Annotated in this window: 18 protein-coding genes; 14 read left to right on the top strand and 4 right to left on the bottom strand. The window is 46.9% G+C overall.

Annotated elements, in window-relative coordinates:
• Position 1 precedes the first annotated feature (1 nt).
• Positions 2-604, top strand: a complete 603-nt coding sequence (locus MHI14_RS23860; protein WP_133386786.1) for a TetR/AcrR family transcriptional regulator — start codon at positions 2-4, stop codon at positions 602-604.
• A gap of 189 nt (positions 605-793) precedes the next feature.
• On the opposite strand, the gene MHI14_RS23855 is transcribed toward MHI14_RS23860, so the two are convergent.
• Positions 794-1,195: a secondary thiamine-phosphate synthase enzyme YjbQ gene (locus MHI14_RS23855; RefSeq protein WP_341131378.1), complete on the bottom strand. Its 402-nt coding sequence runs from the start codon at positions 1,193-1,195 to the stop codon at positions 794-796.
• A gap of 346 nt (positions 1,196-1,541) precedes the next feature.
• Between MHI14_RS23855 and cysT the strand changes: the two genes are divergently transcribed.
• The 11 genes from cysT to MHI14_RS23800 all read left to right on the top strand — a co-directional run bounded on the left by cysT (position 1,542) and on the right by MHI14_RS23800 (position 10,691).
• Positions 1,542-2,357 (top strand): sulfate ABC transporter permease subunit CysT, encoded by an 816-nt coding sequence (gene cysT / locus MHI14_RS23850; protein WP_017689978.1) that lies wholly within the window; start codon positions 1,542-1,544, stop codon positions 2,355-2,357.
• Positions 2,354-3,151, top strand: coding sequence for a sulfate ABC transporter permease subunit (locus tag MHI14_RS23845; protein ID WP_017689977.1), 798 nt, complete (start codon positions 2,354-2,356; stop codon positions 3,149-3,151). The genes cysT and MHI14_RS23845 overlap by 4 nt, the downstream gene beginning before the upstream one ends.
• A 1-nt stretch (position 3,152) precedes the next feature.
• On the top strand, positions 3,153-4,217 hold the full coding sequence (locus MHI14_RS23840; RefSeq protein WP_036610770.1) for a sulfate/molybdate ABC transporter ATP-binding protein: 1,065 nt from the start codon (positions 3,153-3,155) through the stop codon (positions 4,215-4,217).
• A gap of 25 nt (positions 4,218-4,242) precedes the next feature.
• Positions 4,243-5,307, top strand: coding sequence for a sulfate ABC transporter substrate-binding protein (locus MHI14_RS23835; RefSeq protein WP_289391542.1), 1,065 nt, complete (start codon positions 4,243-4,245; stop codon positions 5,305-5,307).
• A 157-nt stretch (positions 5,308-5,464) separates the two neighbouring features.
• Positions 5,465-5,911, top strand: a complete 447-nt coding sequence (locus MHI14_RS23830; protein ID WP_091033569.1) for a hypothetical protein — start codon at positions 5,465-5,467, stop codon at positions 5,909-5,911.
• 285 nt (positions 5,912-6,196) lie between these two features.
• On the top strand, positions 6,197-7,006 hold the full coding sequence (locus tag MHI14_RS23825; RefSeq protein ID WP_133386789.1) for an MBL fold metallo-hydrolase: 810 nt from the start codon (positions 6,197-6,199) through the stop codon (positions 7,004-7,006).
• A gap of 117 nt (positions 7,007-7,123) precedes the next feature.
• Complete coding sequence (locus tag MHI14_RS23820) at positions 7,124-7,996, top strand: RNA polymerase sigma factor (protein ID WP_339308911.1); 873 nt, start codon at positions 7,124-7,126, stop codon at positions 7,994-7,996.
• Between the two features lie 18 nt (positions 7,997-8,014).
• Entirely contained in the window at positions 8,015-8,596 is a 582-nt protein-coding gene (gene clpP / locus MHI14_RS23815) for an ATP-dependent Clp endopeptidase proteolytic subunit ClpP (protein ID WP_289391545.1), read from the top strand.
• A 229-nt stretch (positions 8,597-8,825) separates the two neighbouring features.
• Entirely contained in the window at positions 8,826-9,200 is a 375-nt protein-coding gene (locus MHI14_RS23810; protein WP_249911847.1) for a GntR family transcriptional regulator, read from the top strand.
• A 5-nt stretch (positions 9,201-9,205) separates the two neighbouring features.
• Complete coding sequence (locus MHI14_RS23805) at positions 9,206-10,072, top strand: ABC transporter ATP-binding protein (protein ID WP_249911481.1); 867 nt, start codon at positions 9,206-9,208, stop codon at positions 10,070-10,072.
• Positions 10,065-10,691, top strand: coding sequence for an ABC-2 transporter permease (locus MHI14_RS23800; RefSeq protein WP_249911480.1), 627 nt, complete (start codon positions 10,065-10,067; stop codon positions 10,689-10,691). Before MHI14_RS23805 ends, MHI14_RS23800 begins: the two co-directional genes overlap by 8 nt.
• Before the next feature lie 140 nt (positions 10,692-10,831).
• On the opposite strand, the gene MHI14_RS23795 is transcribed toward MHI14_RS23800, so the two are convergent.
• Positions 10,832-12,253, bottom strand: coding sequence for an aminotransferase-like domain-containing protein (locus MHI14_RS23795; protein WP_341131377.1), 1,422 nt, complete (start codon positions 12,251-12,253; stop codon positions 10,832-10,834).
• Positions 12,254-12,373: 120 nt separating this feature from the next.
• Between MHI14_RS23795 and MHI14_RS23790 the strand changes: the two genes are divergently transcribed.
• Entirely contained in the window at positions 12,374-13,312 is a 939-nt protein-coding gene (locus tag MHI14_RS23790; protein WP_341131376.1) for a DMT family transporter, read from the top strand.
• Positions 13,313-13,376: 64 nt separating this feature from the next.
• On the opposite strand, the gene MHI14_RS23785 is transcribed toward MHI14_RS23790, so the two are convergent.
• Positions 13,377-13,946, bottom strand: a complete 570-nt coding sequence (locus MHI14_RS23785) for a TetR/AcrR family transcriptional regulator (protein WP_091033555.1) — start codon at positions 13,944-13,946, stop codon at positions 13,377-13,379.
• A 156-nt stretch (positions 13,947-14,102) separates the two neighbouring features.
• Here MHI14_RS23785 and MHI14_RS23780 point away from each other — a divergent pair, with 156 nt between their 5' ends.
• The gene (locus MHI14_RS23780) at positions 14,103-15,629 is read left to right on the top strand and encodes an NAD(P)/FAD-dependent oxidoreductase (RefSeq protein WP_341131375.1); all 1,527 of its coding nucleotides are present in this window, start codon (positions 14,103-14,105) and stop codon (positions 15,627-15,629) included.
• 210 nt (positions 15,630-15,839) lie between these two features.
• Here MHI14_RS23780 and MHI14_RS23775 read toward each other — a convergent pair whose 3' ends face one another.
• Positions 15,840-16,643, bottom strand: coding sequence for a Cof-type HAD-IIB family hydrolase (locus MHI14_RS23775; protein WP_062833159.1), 804 nt, complete (start codon positions 16,641-16,643; stop codon positions 15,840-15,842).
• Positions 16,644-16,744: the final 101 nt, after the last annotated feature.

The raw sequence follows: 16,744 nt of genomic DNA, 5'->3' as shown, positions 1-16,744 counted from the left end.
TATGGCTAGAAGAGCAGTCGAACAGGAGTTGTCGAGGGAGCGGATACTGGAGGCGGCGAGGCACCTTTTTATTACCAAAGGATACCGCGCCATTTCGATGCGAAGCATCGGCCAGCATCTGGGCTATAGTCATGGGTCGCTGTATTATCACTTTAAGGAAAAGGCAGAGCTGTTCTATGCCATCGTGGTTGAAGATTTTAATCATCTGGGGCATTTGCTGCTGCAAGCCATGGTCAGGCCAGTCCGTGATGATGTGAGCAAGGTAGAGCACATTATGATGGAGTTTATTCGCTTTGGTCTGGAGAATCCATACCAATACGAAATCATGTTTATGATCAGGGACGAAGAACTGTTGTCTTATTGTCGTACCGAACAGGGACGTTGCTTCGAGTTGTTTGCATCGATTATAAGGCAGTATATGAATGAAGAGAACTGTACGGAAGAGGACATTCAAAGGGTACCGCGTACGCTATTTTTGGCTATGCACGGATTCATTTCTTATTACATTCAGGACCGTTTAACGTTTGAGGAGATTGAATCGTCTGCGCTGTCTCATGTCAAAGTGCTGTGCCGCAATCTGGGTCAGCAGCCTGGCGTCCAATAATGGCGCTATTGTTGCACCCCTACACTTCAGGGCGGTGATTTGTCATAACTTTAATTCTTTATAACGTTATCTCGCGAAAGTTAATATGCGCAGCAGACCAAGTCAGGCGGCTCCGACCCGGAATGAGGGTGGACCGCCTGTTTGTGTTTGCAAAAATGAATGAGTAGGTGGCAGGTCTATTGGACCCAACTAACCTTCCATGATTTTGAGAAAATATTCCCGCTCACGTGGTCCATCGAATTCGCAAAAGTAAATGCCTTGCCAGCGGCCAAGCAGCAGTCTGCCTTCGTGAATAATAACTGTCTGTGATGGCCCTGTTGTAATGGATTTGAGGTGAGAGGCTGTATTGCCTTCGGCATGTCGATACGCGGGATGCTCCCAAGGGTACACTTCGTCAAGGCGTAACAAGACATCATGTTTTACATCCGGGTCTGCATTTTCGTTGATGGCAATACCTGCCGTCGTATGTGGACAGTAGATGAGCACCGTCCCATTCTGCACCCCGCTACTCTGGACAACCTGCTTTACGTCCCATGTGATATCCTTCATTTCATCTCGTGTGGAAGTGGATATATTCTTCGTATATAACATGTTAGATCACTCCTTATCATCTCTGTTCTTACCCTCGATTGTATCTTAACCACTACATACCAAACAAACCACATATGCAAGGTGAAAAAAGCAAATCGCATGATAACGGAGAGGACAGAAATAACCGGAAGTGATTTTATTAATCCATCTCAGATGTGGCCCAATTATATTCAATAAAAGCATTGACGATTAGCACTGCAAACTGGTAAAGTATCAGAAAGCAAAACCAAGTAGACTAATGGGAATAATATTAAAGCAATATCATCCAACTTAGGAAAAATGTCGTATTGAAGCCAGGAAGACTGCCGACCGGAGCTAAAGCCGGAGGCTGGGAGGGAACGCAGCAATGAATACCGTTCTTCGTCATAAGGGATGGACTTGGGGATTTCGCAGTACCGTATTGTTATATTTTATCGTACTTATTGTACTTCCAATCATCGGTGTGTACGTCAATTCCTTCTCCGAAGGATGGAGCAACTTTGTTCAGAGCATTATGGACCCCATCGCGTGGAAAGCCGTACTGCTGACCATTCGACTGGCCGTCATTGCCACGCTAATTAATGTGGTTTTGGGCACGATGATCGCCTGGGTGTTGACAAGGTATCGCTTTGTGGGCCGATCGTTTCTTAACAGTCTGGTTGATCTCCCGTTTGCACTGCCAACAGCGGTGGGCGGCTTGATGATTATGCTGCTTTTGGGTCCGGTCAGTGCCATCGGGAAACTGGCTGAATCCATGGGATTTGAGATTGTGTTTCATCAGCCCGCCATTGTTATCGCGATGACCTTTGTCACGTTTCCGTTTGTTATCCGCGCAGTGCAGCCTTTGCTGGAAGAAATCGATCCTTCCGAGGAAGAGGCCTCGTACACGATGGGGGCATCCAAGGCTCGCACGTTCATGCAGGTTATTCTGCCGTCCATGGCACCTGGCATGATCAGTGGAGGGATGCTCGCTTTCTCCAGAGGACTGGCTGAATTCGGGGCTGTTGTGCTGGTGGCTGGTAACATTCCAGGAAGAACACTGACCGCTTCCGTATTTATCTACGGGGAGATTGAAAGTGATAATCCAACGGGAGCCGCTGCTGTATCCGTGTTGCTCCTGACGCTCTCCTTCCTGATCCTCTGGCTGATCAATCTGGTGCAGATGCGGGGGAGAAGACGATGAGACGACTCTTAATCGGACTGACGTTTGCGGTATTTATTGTACTGTTGATCATCCCGCTTGGCCGTATTTTTATTGGCGCATTTGAAGATGGGGCAGGTGGATTCCTGAAAGGGCTGATGCGCCCTGAGGCGTTACACGCTTTGATGATGACCGGACTGGTTGTCCTGGTGGTCACCCTGTTAAATACATTGTTTGGCATCATGATGGCTCTGTATCTGGTTCGTGCCGGATGGCTGAGTGAACGGATAAAAGGGCTGCTGAACAGCATTGTAGACCTGCCTTATGCCGTATCTCCTGTCATTGGCGGCTTGATGATTGTGTTGATGTTGGGACCTAACAGCATTATGGGCGCTTTTTTTGAAGGGATTGGATTCAATGTGGTCTATGCTTTCCCAGGTATGGTGATCGCAACGTTATTTGTTACCTTTCCACTTATGGTCAGAGAGGTTATGCCTGTCCTCCAGGAACTCGGTTCTCAGCAAGAGGAGGCCGCATCTACACTTGGCGCCTACGGCTGGAGAACGTTCTGGAGTGTGACATGGCCTTCGATCCGCTGGGCGGTAGTGTATGGTCTAGTCTTGACGGTTGCGCGCTCGCTTGGGGAATTCGGTGCAGTGCTGGTTGTATCCGGTAATATTATGAACAAAACGCAGACCGCAACAACCCTGGTGTATCAGGATGTTGAGAATTTTAATGTAGCTGCCGCAAATGGTGTGGCATTGGTGCTGGTCACCTTCTCCGTCGGGCTGCTGCTCATGATGGAATGGGCCAAGAAGCGAAAGGAAGTGCATTGATATGCATGTAGAAGTCCGTGATCTGAACAAACATTTCGGTGATTTTCATGCGGTAAAAGATGTCTCATTCGATATTGCCAAAGGCCATCTGATCGGTCTGCTTGGACCCAGCGGAGGCGGGAAGACGTCCATTCTGCGGATGCTCGCGGGTCTGGAGAATCCGGGTTCCGGAGAGATTCGCTTTCACGGAAAAGTCGTGAACCATCTGCCTCCACAGGAGCGGGGCATCGGATTTGTATTCCAGAACTATGCCTTGTTCAAACATATGACGGTATTTGAGAATATCGCCTTTGGACTCAAGGTCAAGAAGACCCCAAAAGCCCAGATCCGTGATCGGGTTATGGAACTGGTTGAATTGACTGGGTTAAAAGGTTTCGAACAGCGCTATCCGCATCAGCTTTCTGGTGGGCAGCGTCAGCGTGTGGCTTTTGCCAGAGCGCTCGCCCCGGAGCCCCAGCTGTTATTGCTGGATGAACCGTTCGCTGCCATTGATGCCAAGATCCGTCAGGAACTGCGTTCATGGTTGCGGGAGCTAATCGAACGGGTAGGAATCACTTCGATTTTTGTAACGCATGACCAGGATGAAGCGATTGAAGTGGCGGACGAGATTATGATTATCAGTCAAGGTCGTCTGGAACAGAAGGGCACACCTTGGGATATCTACAAAAACCCGCAGACACCGTTTGTCGCTACCTTTATCGGGGAGTCTACGGTTGTGGAGGATGCTTCCCAGCTGAAAGGATTCGAACATGCTGTCGAGGGTGAACATACCAAAGCGCTTATTCGACCGGAGTATATTGAGATCGGCTTGAAAAATGAGTTCACCATGTTGTCTGCAACGGAAAAAGGTACAGTCAAACATCTTCATTTCCGGGGCAGTGAATGGATGGTAGAGGTGGACGTACAGGGTCATAAGTTAATCACATATCGTTCCCTGGAAAAAACGACATTGGAGATCGGTCAACAAATTCGAGTCCTTGTACACCGTGCATATCTGTTCAATGACTCCAACAGTTGGGTGGTTGAGAACCGACTGAAGGAAGATCCGATGCCGGTGATGATTTAGATCAAGTGGAAGAAAGGGGCTGCCCATGCAGACGAGGAAGAAGAAAGCCATACTCTTATATGTTGCCCTCATGCTTCTGCTCGTCTGCATGACCGCTGGGTGCAGCAAGCAGGAGGGGGCAAGCGAACAGAACGAGCCCTCTAGTAACGATTCATCCACTACGCTGGTGATTGGTGCTTATAGTGTAGCAAAAGACGCTGTAGGCGAATTGCTGCCCAAGTTCCAAGAGGAGTGGAAGGCAAAAACCGGACAGACAATTAACTTCCAGGAATCCTATGAAGCTTCGGGTACACAGGCAAGAGCCATCGTTGGTGGATTCGAGGCTGATGTGGCCTTGCTCGCGATGGAGAGTGATATCGAGAAGCTGGTCAAAGCCGATCTGGTTAGCTCCGATTGGAAACAGACCCCTAATGAGGGCATGATCACCCGTTCGATTGTTGTTCTGGGCACAAGAGCAGGCAACCCGCTCGGAATTCATGATTTTCAGGATTTGACCAAGCCGGGAGTGAAGGTACTCTACCCTAATCCAAAGACATCCGGGGGCGCACAATGGGACATTAATGCCATTTACGGTGCTGGATTAAAACTGTCGGAGGAACAAGAGGGGAAGAAAGATCCTGCCGCAGCCAAGGATTTTCTCGAACAGGTACATCGCAACGTTGAATCATTGGACAAGAGTGGGCGTTCTTCGATGGCGGCATTCGAGTATGGTGTCGGTGATGTAATCGTCACGTATGAAAATGAATTGCTTGCCCGGATCGCTAAAGGTGTAGATTATGACATCGTCATTCCGAAAAATACGATCCTGATTGAGAACCCGGCAGTTGTGGTGAATAAATATGCCGATAAACATGGGAATCGTGAATTGGCGGAAGCTTTTGTCGCATATCTGCGTACACCAGAAGCACAGCGCATTTTTGCCAAGCATGGTTTTCGTTCAGTAGATCCGGATGTATTTGCACAGACCGAGTCCACATTCCCAACGCCTGAAGGATTATTTGATATCAACTATCTGGGTGGATGGGATGAGGTACGCAGTACGTTGTACTCCAAACGCGGCGTGTGGTATCAGGTGCTTGCGGGAATATGAGCATAGCTGATGTAATCGAACAGGTAACCGAGCATATGGATACTAAACCTTCATTTCAATGGAAGTAGAGATGGAGGTTTTTTACTGCCAAAAGGTTATAATAGAGGTATACTGAATCATGATTGTTACATAGTACTAGCAGGAAGGTGTGAGTTGGATGAATGCAGAGATCAAATTATCCCAAAGTACAGCAATTCGACTGGAGCAAGCCCGCGGTAAGGGGATGCCTGAGGAAGAAATATTAAAAGCCATTCAAGCCAAAGACGTTTCCGCTTTTGACGCCGTGTCTGAAGAGGAATACCGATATAACGAATTTTTCTCGTATGCGGACGAGCATGGTGAAAATCTGGAGGCAGCAGTGAAAGACGGCTACCGGATTACCTTTAACACGCGTGGTGGACTCGGAATCTGGTTGGAGAAGGCCTTTAAGGTGCAGCCAGAGAAAGACTTCACGGTGGGTGAAGGAATAGTAACCGGATTACAGTTGAAACCGGAGCAGGCAGAGGTGCTGGCGAAGCGGCTTGCATCGAACTGGGTCATTACAGAATCGAAGGATGTACCTGCGGGTCAGGAACTGACCTTGAAGCTGCGAGCACTGGTATAGTTCCAGCGTTGGGTTAATGTGACTCGATTCAGTCGGTCATGGCCTGTGAAAAAAGGTAAGGCCTGCTCTTCATATTGGCGACCCAGCTATACGAGGGCGCACCAGATGTGGATGAGCGGAAGCTCCCGAATGGAGCGAAGCATGGAATTAAAGTCTGACGGTGAACAGTCAGACCACGGACTGTCCCGAATTGCAGTGTAGAACTGCAGCGGGATGGTCTTTTTTTTGCAAAAACAGGGGTGGACGATTACAATTTACATATCATTAATTCAGGGGGAATGCGGATTGAATCAGCTAACATTTCTGGGCACTGGCGATGCGATGGGCGTTCCACGTGTGTATTGTGATTGCGACGTATGTACAGAGGCAAGGCTTACGGGAGAAAATAAACGGAAACGCTCTTCTGTTCTGATTGACGGTGGTGTTGGGGATGGTGCGAGTGAACAGTTCATGATTGACTGCGGACCAGACTGGAGATCACAGATGGAGGATCAGGGATTGCGTATGGTGCATACGCTGCTCATTACGCATGCCCATTTTGACCATATTGGAGGATTGCCGGAATGGGCGGATGCGTGCCGCTGGTTGGGTGTAAAGGGGCGTTTGTATGCACCACGTGAAGTAATTGCCACCATTCAGGGACAGTTTCCCTGGTTGGGTCGTCATATGGACTTTCTGGAAACGGATGATGATATTGAACTCGGCGGCTGGAAGGTGCATTCCTGGAAAGTATGCCATGGACATAACGGATATTCGTACGCATATCGACTGGATCGAGACGGGTATAGCTGGGCGTACTGTTCAGATGCTATTGACCTGAAAGACGCCGAGAAAGAGCCATTGCACGGACTGGATATGCTGGTGCTTGGAACAAGCTTTGTGCATGAGCTTGCGGAATTCTCAACACGTTCCGTGTACGATATGCGTGAAGCGCAGGAGCTGCTGTGGGAACTGAAGCCGGGTCATACTTATTTTACACATATGTCTCATGACGTAGATGTAAGGCAGAATTATAATCTGGATCAAGGTATTACGATTGCCCTTACCGGGATGAAGGTGCCGCTTGGAACATTAAAGCTGGAAACGAATGCGTAACCCAACTTAACCAGCGTAATAAAATAAATTCAGAAGAGCGTATCCTTTACAAGGGGTTCTTCGTTTACATAGTGTAAGTCAAAATCAATCAGGAACCAGCAAAGGGGGGCCCCCAAGATGGCCTTTGTGAAGTCCGTGGATTGCAGAATCAACAGACCACATGATGATGGTAAACAAGATAAATTCGATATTGAATTCAATGGCAACGACAGAAAAAATCAATTGAACCAAAGCATCCATACCGTACTACCCGATCTGATGGGTTCGTTGTATGCGTATTGTTTATCTCTGACGAAATCAGTTCCAGACACGGAGGATCTGGTTCAGGAGACCTGTCTCAAAGTGTTGTCGTCGAGTGTAGTTGGAACTTATGGGATGAATAAAGATATAAACTGGGAAGCTTATCTGATCCGTATTGCACGCAACAGCTGGATTGATATCTTACGCCAGCGGGAGAGATTAGCCTATAAACTGGATAGCTTGAAGCCGCTCCTGCACGAGATGGAGGAGGAAAGGCGATTCGAGGAATTGGAGTCTGCCGTTCAACTCTTAATAAATGAGCTACCACCGTGGCAGCGAGTGATATATGTATTACGTGAATTAATGGGTTACAAGGCGGCAGAGACTGCGGAAATGTTGGATACGACAGAAGGCGCTGTGAAAGCGGCATTAAGTCGAGCCCGCTCTGCCATAGCTGAAGTGAGGCACAGGTTGAAACAATCAGACGGTGAATTGCAGTATGAGGAGGGCACAGTGGTGGACAATCGGGAGGAACTGCGCAGTTATCTGCTGGCATTTCGTAATGGAGATACAGCTCAAATCATTGATCTGTGCCTGAATCGTTCGGATGATCCGATGGCTGTGGCGGGGACGATTTTGCAGCAGACTTTGCCGTCTCCATCCATGCAGCCAATGATGTACGGGTACTCCACTTCTGGTATGAACTCGATGTCGTATGGAGGCGGGTACACGGTCAACATGGTTGCCTAAACCGAGGAGGCGACACATATGAATGTAGTGCCGTATGTAGTGGAACAAACCGCTCGCGGAGAGCGGAGTTATGATATTTATTCACGTTTGCTCAAAGACCGGATCATTATGGTGTCCGGAGAGATTGAGGATCAGATGGCAAATGCCATCGTGGCCCAGTTATTGTTTTTGACTGCAGAGGACCCGGAGAAGGACATCCAGATGTACATCAACAGCCCTGGTGGGTCGGTGACCGCGGGATTTTCGATCTATGACACGATGCAATTTGTTAAGCCGGATATCTCCACGATCTGTACAGGTATGGCGGCAAGCTTTGGTACGATATTACTGGTGGGTGGAACCAAAGGCAAACGTATGGCGCTGCCCAACAGTGAGATCATGATCCATCAGCCACATGGCGGTACGCGGGGGCAGGCGTCGGATATGTTGATTCATGCTAACCGCATCATTCAGCATCGTCAGCGCCTTAACAAGCTGTTAGCCGACCATACAGGGCAGTCGATTGAGCGAATTGAGAAGGACTCGGATCGAGATTATTTCCTGTCCGCTGCTGAAGCAGTCGAATATGGATTGGTGGATAAGGTCATATCCAGCTCATAACAGTATCCCGGAAGGTCATGTGACCTTTCGGGCTTGATTAATCAAGAGGACGAACAGGAAACTGACGTCCTCTTTTTTTGTCGTCCAGATTAGCCAGTCCACGTCTATGGAATGATTCAGAATGAGAACAATCTGAAATAAGGATTGACCATCGGTAGGTATAGTGTGTATATTATATATATACACTATACCTACTGAAAACTATTTAACATCAATGAGGTGAGGAAAGATTAACATTTTAATATCGAACGCTTCGAGCGATCCGATCTATATGCAGATTTTAACTCAGATCAGACAGAGCATCTTGAGCGGAGAATTGGTTGCTGGAGATAGTCTCCCCTCCATTCGGCAGCTCGCCAAGGATCTGCAAGTCAGTGTTATTACAACTAAACGTGTCTATGAAGAGCTGGAGAAGGAGAAACTGATCGATTCAGTTGTAGGAAAAGGGAGCTTTGTATCCGGAGCCAATCAGAACTTTATTCGAGAACGGCGGATGAAACAATTGGAAGAGAAGATGCTCGAAGTGATTCGTGAGAGCAGAGAACTGGGCATGAGTTCACAGGATGTAATCCATCATCTTACATTGTTGGTTGAGGAGGAATAAGCATAATGAACGCTATCGAATTACGTAATGTAACCAAAACGTATCCCTTATTTAAAGTAGATAATGTATCTCTTGATGTGAAAAAAGGATATATCACGGGACTTATTGGTCCAAATGGGGCGGGAAAGAGTACTTTGATCAAAATGATCACGGGTCTGATCCATCCCGATAAGGGGAGCCTCAAGACATTGGGCAGTGAGATGCCCAATCAGGAAGTTGACATCAAGCAGCGCCTTGGCATTGTGTCCGATGAATGCTTTTATTATGAGCATCTAACGATCCGGGAGATGACACAAATGATCGCTCCTTTTTACACCAAATGGGATAATAAAGCGTTCAATGACTATTTGGATCAGTTCGAACTGTCTCCCAAAAAGAAAATCCAGGATCTGTCCAAAGGCATGAAGATCAAGTATTCTCTCGCCGTAGCTTTGTCGCATGAAGCAGATCTGCTAATTATGGATGAACCAACATCCGGGCTTGACCCTGTATTTAGGCGGGAACTGCTCGATCTTCTTGCGGATATGATACAGGACGAAACAAGGTCCATTATTTTCTCGACACATATTACGACCGATCTGGAACGTATTGCAGACTACATTACGTTTATTCATCAAGGAAAACTGGTGTTTAATGAAGCCAAAGATGATGTGCTGGAAAGGTATACGATTGTAAAAGGGGATACGAGTCTGCTTGATTCCGACATTCGGAAACATTTCATCGGAATACGCGAGACAGCCGTTGGTTTTGAAGCATTGTCGGATCATAAAGCAGAGGCCGAACAGTTATTTGGCAGGTTTGCTCTTTTACAAAGACCCACGTTGGAAGACCTCATTTATTTTACGGCGAAGGGAGGACGCAAATATGCTTAACCTACTTCGTAAAGACTTCATTGTACTGAAAAGTTCACTATGGACGATTGGATTATACCTGGTGGTGTTTAGTCTTGCATTTATACCAAAGAGTGAAATGTCAATGTATTTTGTAGGCATCTACACAGCCTTTGGTTCGGTCATGCTGGCAACTATGATTGATATCAAGAACCATAATCATAATTTCCTGGTCACGCTCCCGGTTAGCCGCAAACAGATTGTGAAAGCCAAGTACCTCTCTGCTATAGTCTATACATTTTTCGGGGTGCTCGCGTCGTACGGAATTCACGAGCTTGTGAACCTGAATTATCCTGAACTGAACAAACCGAATTATTCACTTATGGATATTGCCATTTCCGTAGGCATGGTGCTTGTGCTAGTCTCCATATACATGCCTCTATTCTACGGACTTAGCAAAAAAGGGGCAGGCATCATCAATGCGATATTCATGGTCTGTATGATTATACTGGCGCAACCCGTTGCGTACCTCATGAGTATGGCCAACGAGAACGGCATGATTACCACAACGACAATGGCATTGGTTTCTGTAGGCATAATAGGTTTGTTTGTAGCGTCTTATCTTATTACGATCCGCCTGTTTGCAAGAAAAGACCTTTAAGCACAGAGCGGGTGCAGGTAGAGAATATAGAACACCAAAAGTAAAGTCGCCACAAGGCGACTTTTTTTGATGTAGCGGGGCCAGCGGCAAATTGCACTTGAAAGTTTTCGGAGTGGCTTCTGTTCTAGGAAATCCAAACCTTATATTTCTTTGGCCAGCGTAATAAGCCTGCTCATCCCTTCCCGAATCTGCTGCTCATGTGCATAAGAGAACGAAAGGCGCAGCTTGCGACTGGCTGAATCATCCGAAGAATCAAATACGGTTCCAGGTACAAAGGCGACGGATTGTTCCATGCATCGGTGAAGCAGTCTTCCGGTATCCACACCCTCAGGAAGCTCCACCCAAAAGTTGAGTCCGCCCTCCGGCAGGGTCCACGTCCAGTCCGTTTCCAGCAGATATTGTTCCATCACTTCCATCCGTAGCTGGATGGCGGTCCGTAGCTTGGACAGATGCTGATGCATACGTTCTGACTGAAAATAACGGAGAAAAAGCTTCTGGTTCAGAAGGGGCGATCCGTTATCTGTCAGTGATTTTACAGCCTGTAGTCCTGGCATGAAACGCTGACGGCATATGATGGCTGCAATCCGTAGCCCGGGTGCAACATACTTGCTGTAACTGCGAATGTACAGGGTGTGTCCTGTGGTGTCGTAGGTGAAGATGGGTGCAGGAGGTTTCTCCTTAAAATAGATATCATAGGTGCTATCGTCTTCGAGCAGAAAACAACCATACTGTTCTGCAAGTTCAGGTAGCTGCTTGCGCTGTTCTACTGGAACATTCATGCCGGTTGGATTCTGAAAGGTCGGTGTCATATAAAAGAGGCGCGGCTTCTCACTCTTCATCAGATGTTCGATCTGCTCCAGATCATAACCCTCGGGATGAATGTCGGTGAAGACAAGCCGGGCACCTTGTTTGCGGAAAATCTCCATTGCCGGTCCATACGTAGGCCGTTCCATCAATACCCGATCTCCGGGCTTAACCAGCGTCCGCGAGATGACGTCGATCGCTTGCTGGGCACCCGATGTAATTAACACCTCGTCTGCGGAGAGATAGAAGCGTTCCTTGGTTGTAAGATGGCTTGCCAGCGCATTACGCAATTCCAAATCTCCCTGAATCGTGGAGTACGTTCCGAGCAGACGTGGATATTGATCCAGCAGATCACGCATCAGTTCTCCCCAATACCGATTGGGAAGCAGGGCGGGATCAATCAGTGATTTGGAAAACTGGAATTCGGCTTCAAGCGACTGTACACGTGCGAGGGAGTCCCAATGCAGCCAGGCAGACACGGCGGGATCATCCGCCTGATCTGTTACTGAGAATGGAGTTGCTGGACTGACATAATAGCCGGACTTATCCTTCACATAAACATTCCCACGTTCTTTTAACTCCTGATAGGCTTTGAAAACAGTCAGACGATGTACGCCGAGTAGCTCGGACAGGCTTCGTACAGATGGCAGCTTTTCATGTTCGGCCCACTCTCCCGCTTCTATACGTACAACGAGATAATGGATTACTTGCTCATATAGTTTCAGGCTGTTATCTGTCATCATCATGGTTCTGCCCACCCGGCTCACACTCCTTTTGAACTCTATTGTAACAGCTAATAGGCGACAACTGTTCTGTTTTGTTCATTCTGTTCTGTAGACCATGAGATATGATGAAGAACAGACAAAGGAGTGGTTATCATGGTGGGGATTGCATTTACGGTCATGTGTCTTATTTTCGGTACAACATTTCTGGCTATTAAAATTGGAGTAGAGGCAGGCATGCCGCCTTTTCTGTCAGCCGGATTGCGATTTGTAATCGCGGGAGCGCTGATGTTTGCATGGATGTGGATGAAGGGCAAAGTGAGCTGGTCACTCCTGTTCCGCAAGGAGATGTTGTTAACGGGAGCGGGGCTGACCTTCGGCACCTTTGCCACATTATATTGGGCTGAACAGCATGTGAGCTCAGGTGTGGGTGCCATTCTGTCAGCGACAGGGCCGCTGATGATTATGTTGATGCAGACGGCGTTGTTACGACAAAAAACATCTGGCCGTATGATTACAGGCTGTTTGATCGGGTTCACCGGTGTGGTTCTGGTTGTGCTGCCAGGTGTATCGCTTGGTGCAGGTTCTTTATTCATGTGGGGTTGTATCGCGGTACTGGTGGGGGAAGTTTGTTATTCAGCAGGTGCATTGTACTCCAAAAAGGTCATTCATCAGTTCAAGGAGGCTAGTCCTGTAGCAATTAATGCGGTGCAGATGATGTATGGGGGATTGCTGTTATCCCTGCTCTCAGCCGGAACGGAATCGTGGAATATGTCTGCTCTGGACTGGGTGCCTGCCGTCTCGTCGGTGATCTATCTGACTGTCATCGGCTCCATGGTGGGGCATAGTCTGTTCTATTGGATTATGTCGCGTACCAACCCATTGTTTCCAGCAACATGGTTATACATTTCACCACCCATTGCGGTAGGGCTTGGTGCTGTAGTCTACGGTGAGCATGTCAGCTGGATTACATGGATCGGTGTAGTGCTTGTCGTTTCAGGTCTGCTGGCGATGAATGAGAAGGTGAGCGGCTGGTTGAAGAAAAGAAGTCGTTCGAGGATGACAGTGCAGGCTTCCGAATCTGTTTTAAAATAGGTAAAGTTTGAAGGTATGCAGCTCAAGCTCAAAATCAGCCCTTGATTTTAGGTTGAGCTGTTTGTTATTCCATCATGATGTTCTCGTTAACCAGCAGGTAGTAATATTCATCCATCTGTTCTGCCGTAACATTTTCTTCGAAATGTTGTATCCACCACGTCACAAGTAAACGAATCACCCCCGAGTGAAACTCGGCTACAAGTTCTATGGGAAGTGAAAATTGTTTACCTCTTCTCTTCAATTCCAGAAAATCTCGTCTGAATATCTCTCCGATATAATGTATGAAAAAGTTGTTAAACCCCTCATCCTTCTGCTGGTTCTGCACGATAGTCTCCAGTACATTTCCGAACAGAATTTTAGATACGCTTTGCAAAGGCTGCTGTAACCGATCTTCTACATTGATGTGTAAATAATCCCGAAGGACCCAAGTTAGGGTGGAGGACAGTAGAGCAAATTTATCCTTAAAATGTTTGTAAAACGTTGTTCGGTGAACCATAGCTTTGTCACATATTTCATTAATTGTGATGTTGCTGAATAGCTGGCCTTTCTCACATAACAGATCGAGAAGCGCCATCGTTAACAATTTATGAGTTCGGGTAACTCTCAAATCCACCTTTTTATCAATCATTTTCATCTACATCATTTCCTTATTGTAGTTTAGCTATATAGTATCCTGATATTGATTCTTACTTGATGCGAGATTCCAAGTGTATATTGGTATTATAAGTAATTTTTTGATAGGGCTACAAGTGTAGATAAAATATGATGGATTAGAGAGGATGAAGTGGCGATGTCCGATATGAAAAAAGCTGTGGTAATTGGGGCAGGTATTGCAGGGTTAATCACTGCAAGGATGTTATCTGATTATTATGATGAGGTATGTATCATTGAGCGAGATGAATTACCTTCTGAGCCGGCGAATCGGCAGGGTGTGCCTCAATCCTTTCATCCACATCGTGTATTACCGCGCGGCGGACTCATTCTGGAACATTACTTTCCCGGATACAATGATGAATTGGTCTCGCTTGGTGCCATTCCTTCACATGAAGAGAAAATTGTGATTGCCAATCGCTACGGTACTTTAGTCAATAAAGCGAATGCTGCTTCCTCATTCAAAATTGCATCGAGCAGCAGAGCCCTGCTGGAATGGGTATTGCGTCAGCGAGTCCAGAGCATAGATCATATAAGCTTCTTAACGAGTACGGAAGTTACCGGGTTAATGGCATCAGAAGATCAGCGTTCGATTACAGGCGTGTATACCAAAGAAAGAGGTCGGGATAATCGGGAAGCAATGCTTGCAGCAGATATGGTTATTGATGCCGCGGGACGTTCTTCCAAATTGATCAGATGGCTTGAACAGATAGGGTTGTCCGTGCCTGAGCCGGAAGTGCTGAAGGTGTCGCTTGGTTACAGCACCCGCTATTATAAGATACCATCCTCTATTCAAAATGACTGGGGAACGGTGATAACAGAGTCCGATCCTGTGCAAGGAACTCGTGCAGGCATGTTGTGGCGCATTGAGAATGATATCGCTGGACTATTACTGTTCAACGCAGGAGGAGATGAATATCCTCCAACTCATCCGGATGAGTTTCAAGAGCAAATCAAACATCTGTTTGCTTCGGATGAAATCGTAGCATTGGCAGACCAGTTGGAGCCTTTTCAAGGGCCGCGGGGATACCGTATTTCCGAGTCTGTCCGTCAACATTTTGAACTGATGGAGAATTGGCCCTCCGGATTACTCGTCCTTGGCGATGCATTTTGCAGCTTCGATCCGATCCATGGCCAAGGCATGACGGTCGCTGCAATTGAAGCGGAGACCATAGGAAAATGTTTGGATGAGCAACGAATACATCCTGAGCCGCAGTTTGAGCGCCAAGTGCTGCTTCGTATGCAGCAGGCGATTGAACCGGCCTGGTGGCTTAGTTCTGTGGCCGATCTGCGCTGGAAAGGGGTCGAACATGTAGGGCCTTCCCGAATGAGAGGGGTTGCGTTTGCTCAGAAATATATAAACTTGTTTACTAAGCAGGCGATGAAAAAGGCAAGTCAGGAACATAATAAACATCTCTTTTTTACTCAGTTCCTGATGAATGCTCTAATCCTTCCTCCAAGTGAATACTTTAAAGGTGAAATCCTGAACATGATCCTGAACGACAATGGTTCCGAAGAAGAAATGGAGTTAAGGGCAGAGCTTGGTGTCCAAGATCCCGAGCTGTTCCAGCAAAGAATAGATGAGATCATTCCGTCATTTCAACTGGAATTTGATGGGCAAATCAAGAAACTGTTGGAGTCTTTCCAGCATGCCATGAGCAAGTAAGAGACAATGAATCGTGGTGCGTGAAAGTAGGCAAAACATGAAACGGATAATTTTAAATTTCATAGCTAGCATTGTAATCTCAAAACATTAAAAATAAGAGAGAAATATACCTAATATAATCGTTTAAATAGGATAATGAACATATTTTTAAAATCAAAAAAACAGCCCTGCACGGCGAAATTCGCCGACTGGGCTGTTCGTTGATTTTAATTACTCTGCGTTCAGCACAAACTTCTCAATAACCTCTTTTACGCCGTCTTCGTTATTACTTGCCGTAATGTAGTCCGCCAGCTCTTTCAGCGCAGGAATGGCATTCCCCATCGCTACACCAAGACCAGCAACTTCGAGCATCTCATGGTCGTTCCAGGAGTCGCCGATGGCAATACACTCGCTGAGCTGGTGACCGAAATGGTCAGCCAGGAAGGTCAGGGCGTGGCCTTTAGTTCCTTCATTGTGCATGATTTCCAGGAAGTAAGGTTTGGACTTCGTGATATGCACTTGAGGTCCGAGCAATTCACGCAGGTCAACGGCAACCTTATCCAAGTAGTCAGGCTCATCAATAATAAGCAGCTTTGGTGTTTTTTGTTCGATCACTTTGATGAAATCAGATTCGATGTAATATTGGGTGCCGTTTAATTTGGCATAATCACGCAGCTTGTCGTTTTCCTCACGCGCATACAACTTGTCGTCAATGTAAGTTTGAAGGTGGAGATTGTTCTCCAGGCAGTAATCATACAATTTGCGGGAAGCTTCCTGTGGAACGTAACGCTCATAGAGGACTTTTTCGTCCAGCAGGTTTTTCACCAATGCGCCTTGATACGTAATGATCGGCACGTTAAGTCCGGTTTGACGAGCAAGCGCTTGTGCGGAAGCATAAGCACGTCCAGTCGCCAGCGTTACAGTTACACCATGGGCAACTGCTTGTTCCAGTGCAGTCTGTGTAGCAGGGGTTACTTCCTTGTTGTCGTTGATCAGTGTGTCATCAATGTCGATTGCAATCAATTTGTAGGTCATCTGTGTTTCTCTCCTTTTTTTATCTGTATCTATCTGGTATCTATACCCGACTTAATCTATATCAGTTCAACTAAACGTTTTACACGAGAACGGAGAGGACA

This window comes from Paenibacillus sp. FSL K6-2393 (assembly GCF_038002545.1).
In the GTDB taxonomy this organism is placed as follows: domain Bacteria; phylum Bacillota; class Bacilli; order Paenibacillales; family Paenibacillaceae; genus Paenibacillus.
This window is presented reverse-complemented; position numbering and strand designations above follow the sequence as displayed.

Bases quoted from the DNA above. Each gene is read 5' to 3' on its own strand.
- MHI14_RS23855 (WP_341131378.1), bottom strand. From the start codon at position 1,195: ATGTTATATACGAAGAATATATCCACTTCCACACGAGATGAAATGAAG.
- MHI14_RS23790 (WP_341131376.1), top strand. From the start codon at position 12,374: ATGGTGGGGATTGCATTTACGGTCATGTGTCTTATTTTCGGTACAACA.
- MHI14_RS23835 (WP_289391542.1), top strand. From the start codon at position 4,243: ATGCAGACGAGGAAGAAGAAAGCCATACTCTTATATGTTGCCCTCATG.
- MHI14_RS23845 (WP_017689977.1), top strand. From the start codon at position 2,354: ATGAGACGACTCTTAATCGGACTGACGTTTGCGGTATTTATTGTACTG.
- MHI14_RS23830 (WP_091033569.1), top strand. From the start codon at position 5,465: ATGAATGCAGAGATCAAATTATCCCAAAGTACAGCAATTCGACTGGAG.
- MHI14_RS23840 (WP_036610770.1), top strand. From the start codon at position 3,153: ATGCATGTAGAAGTCCGTGATCTGAACAAACATTTCGGTGATTTTCAT.
- MHI14_RS23785 (WP_091033555.1), bottom strand. From the start codon at position 13,946: ATGAAAATGATTGATAAAAAGGTGGATTTGAGAGTTACCCGAACTCAT.
- cysT (WP_017689978.1), top strand. From the start codon at position 1,542: ATGAATACCGTTCTTCGTCATAAGGGATGGACTTGGGGATTTCGCAGT.
- clpP (WP_289391545.1), top strand. From the start codon at position 8,015: ATGAATGTAGTGCCGTATGTAGTGGAACAAACCGCTCGCGGAGAGCGG.
- MHI14_RS23860 (WP_133386786.1), top strand. From the start codon at position 2: ATGGCTAGAAGAGCAGTCGAACAGGAGTTGTCGAGGGAGCGGATACTG.
- MHI14_RS23780 (WP_341131375.1), top strand. From the start codon at position 14,103: ATGTCCGATATGAAAAAAGCTGTGGTAATTGGGGCAGGTATTGCAGGG.
- MHI14_RS23775 (WP_062833159.1), bottom strand. From the start codon at position 16,643: ATGACCTACAAATTGATTGCAATCGACATTGATGACACACTGATCAAC.
- MHI14_RS23800 (WP_249911480.1), top strand. From the start codon at position 10,065: ATGCTTAACCTACTTCGTAAAGACTTCATTGTACTGAAAAGTTCACTA.
- MHI14_RS23820 (WP_339308911.1), top strand. From the start codon at position 7,124: ATGGCCTTTGTGAAGTCCGTGGATTGCAGAATCAACAGACCACATGAT.
- MHI14_RS23805 (WP_249911481.1), top strand. From the start codon at position 9,206: ATGAACGCTATCGAATTACGTAATGTAACCAAAACGTATCCCTTATTT.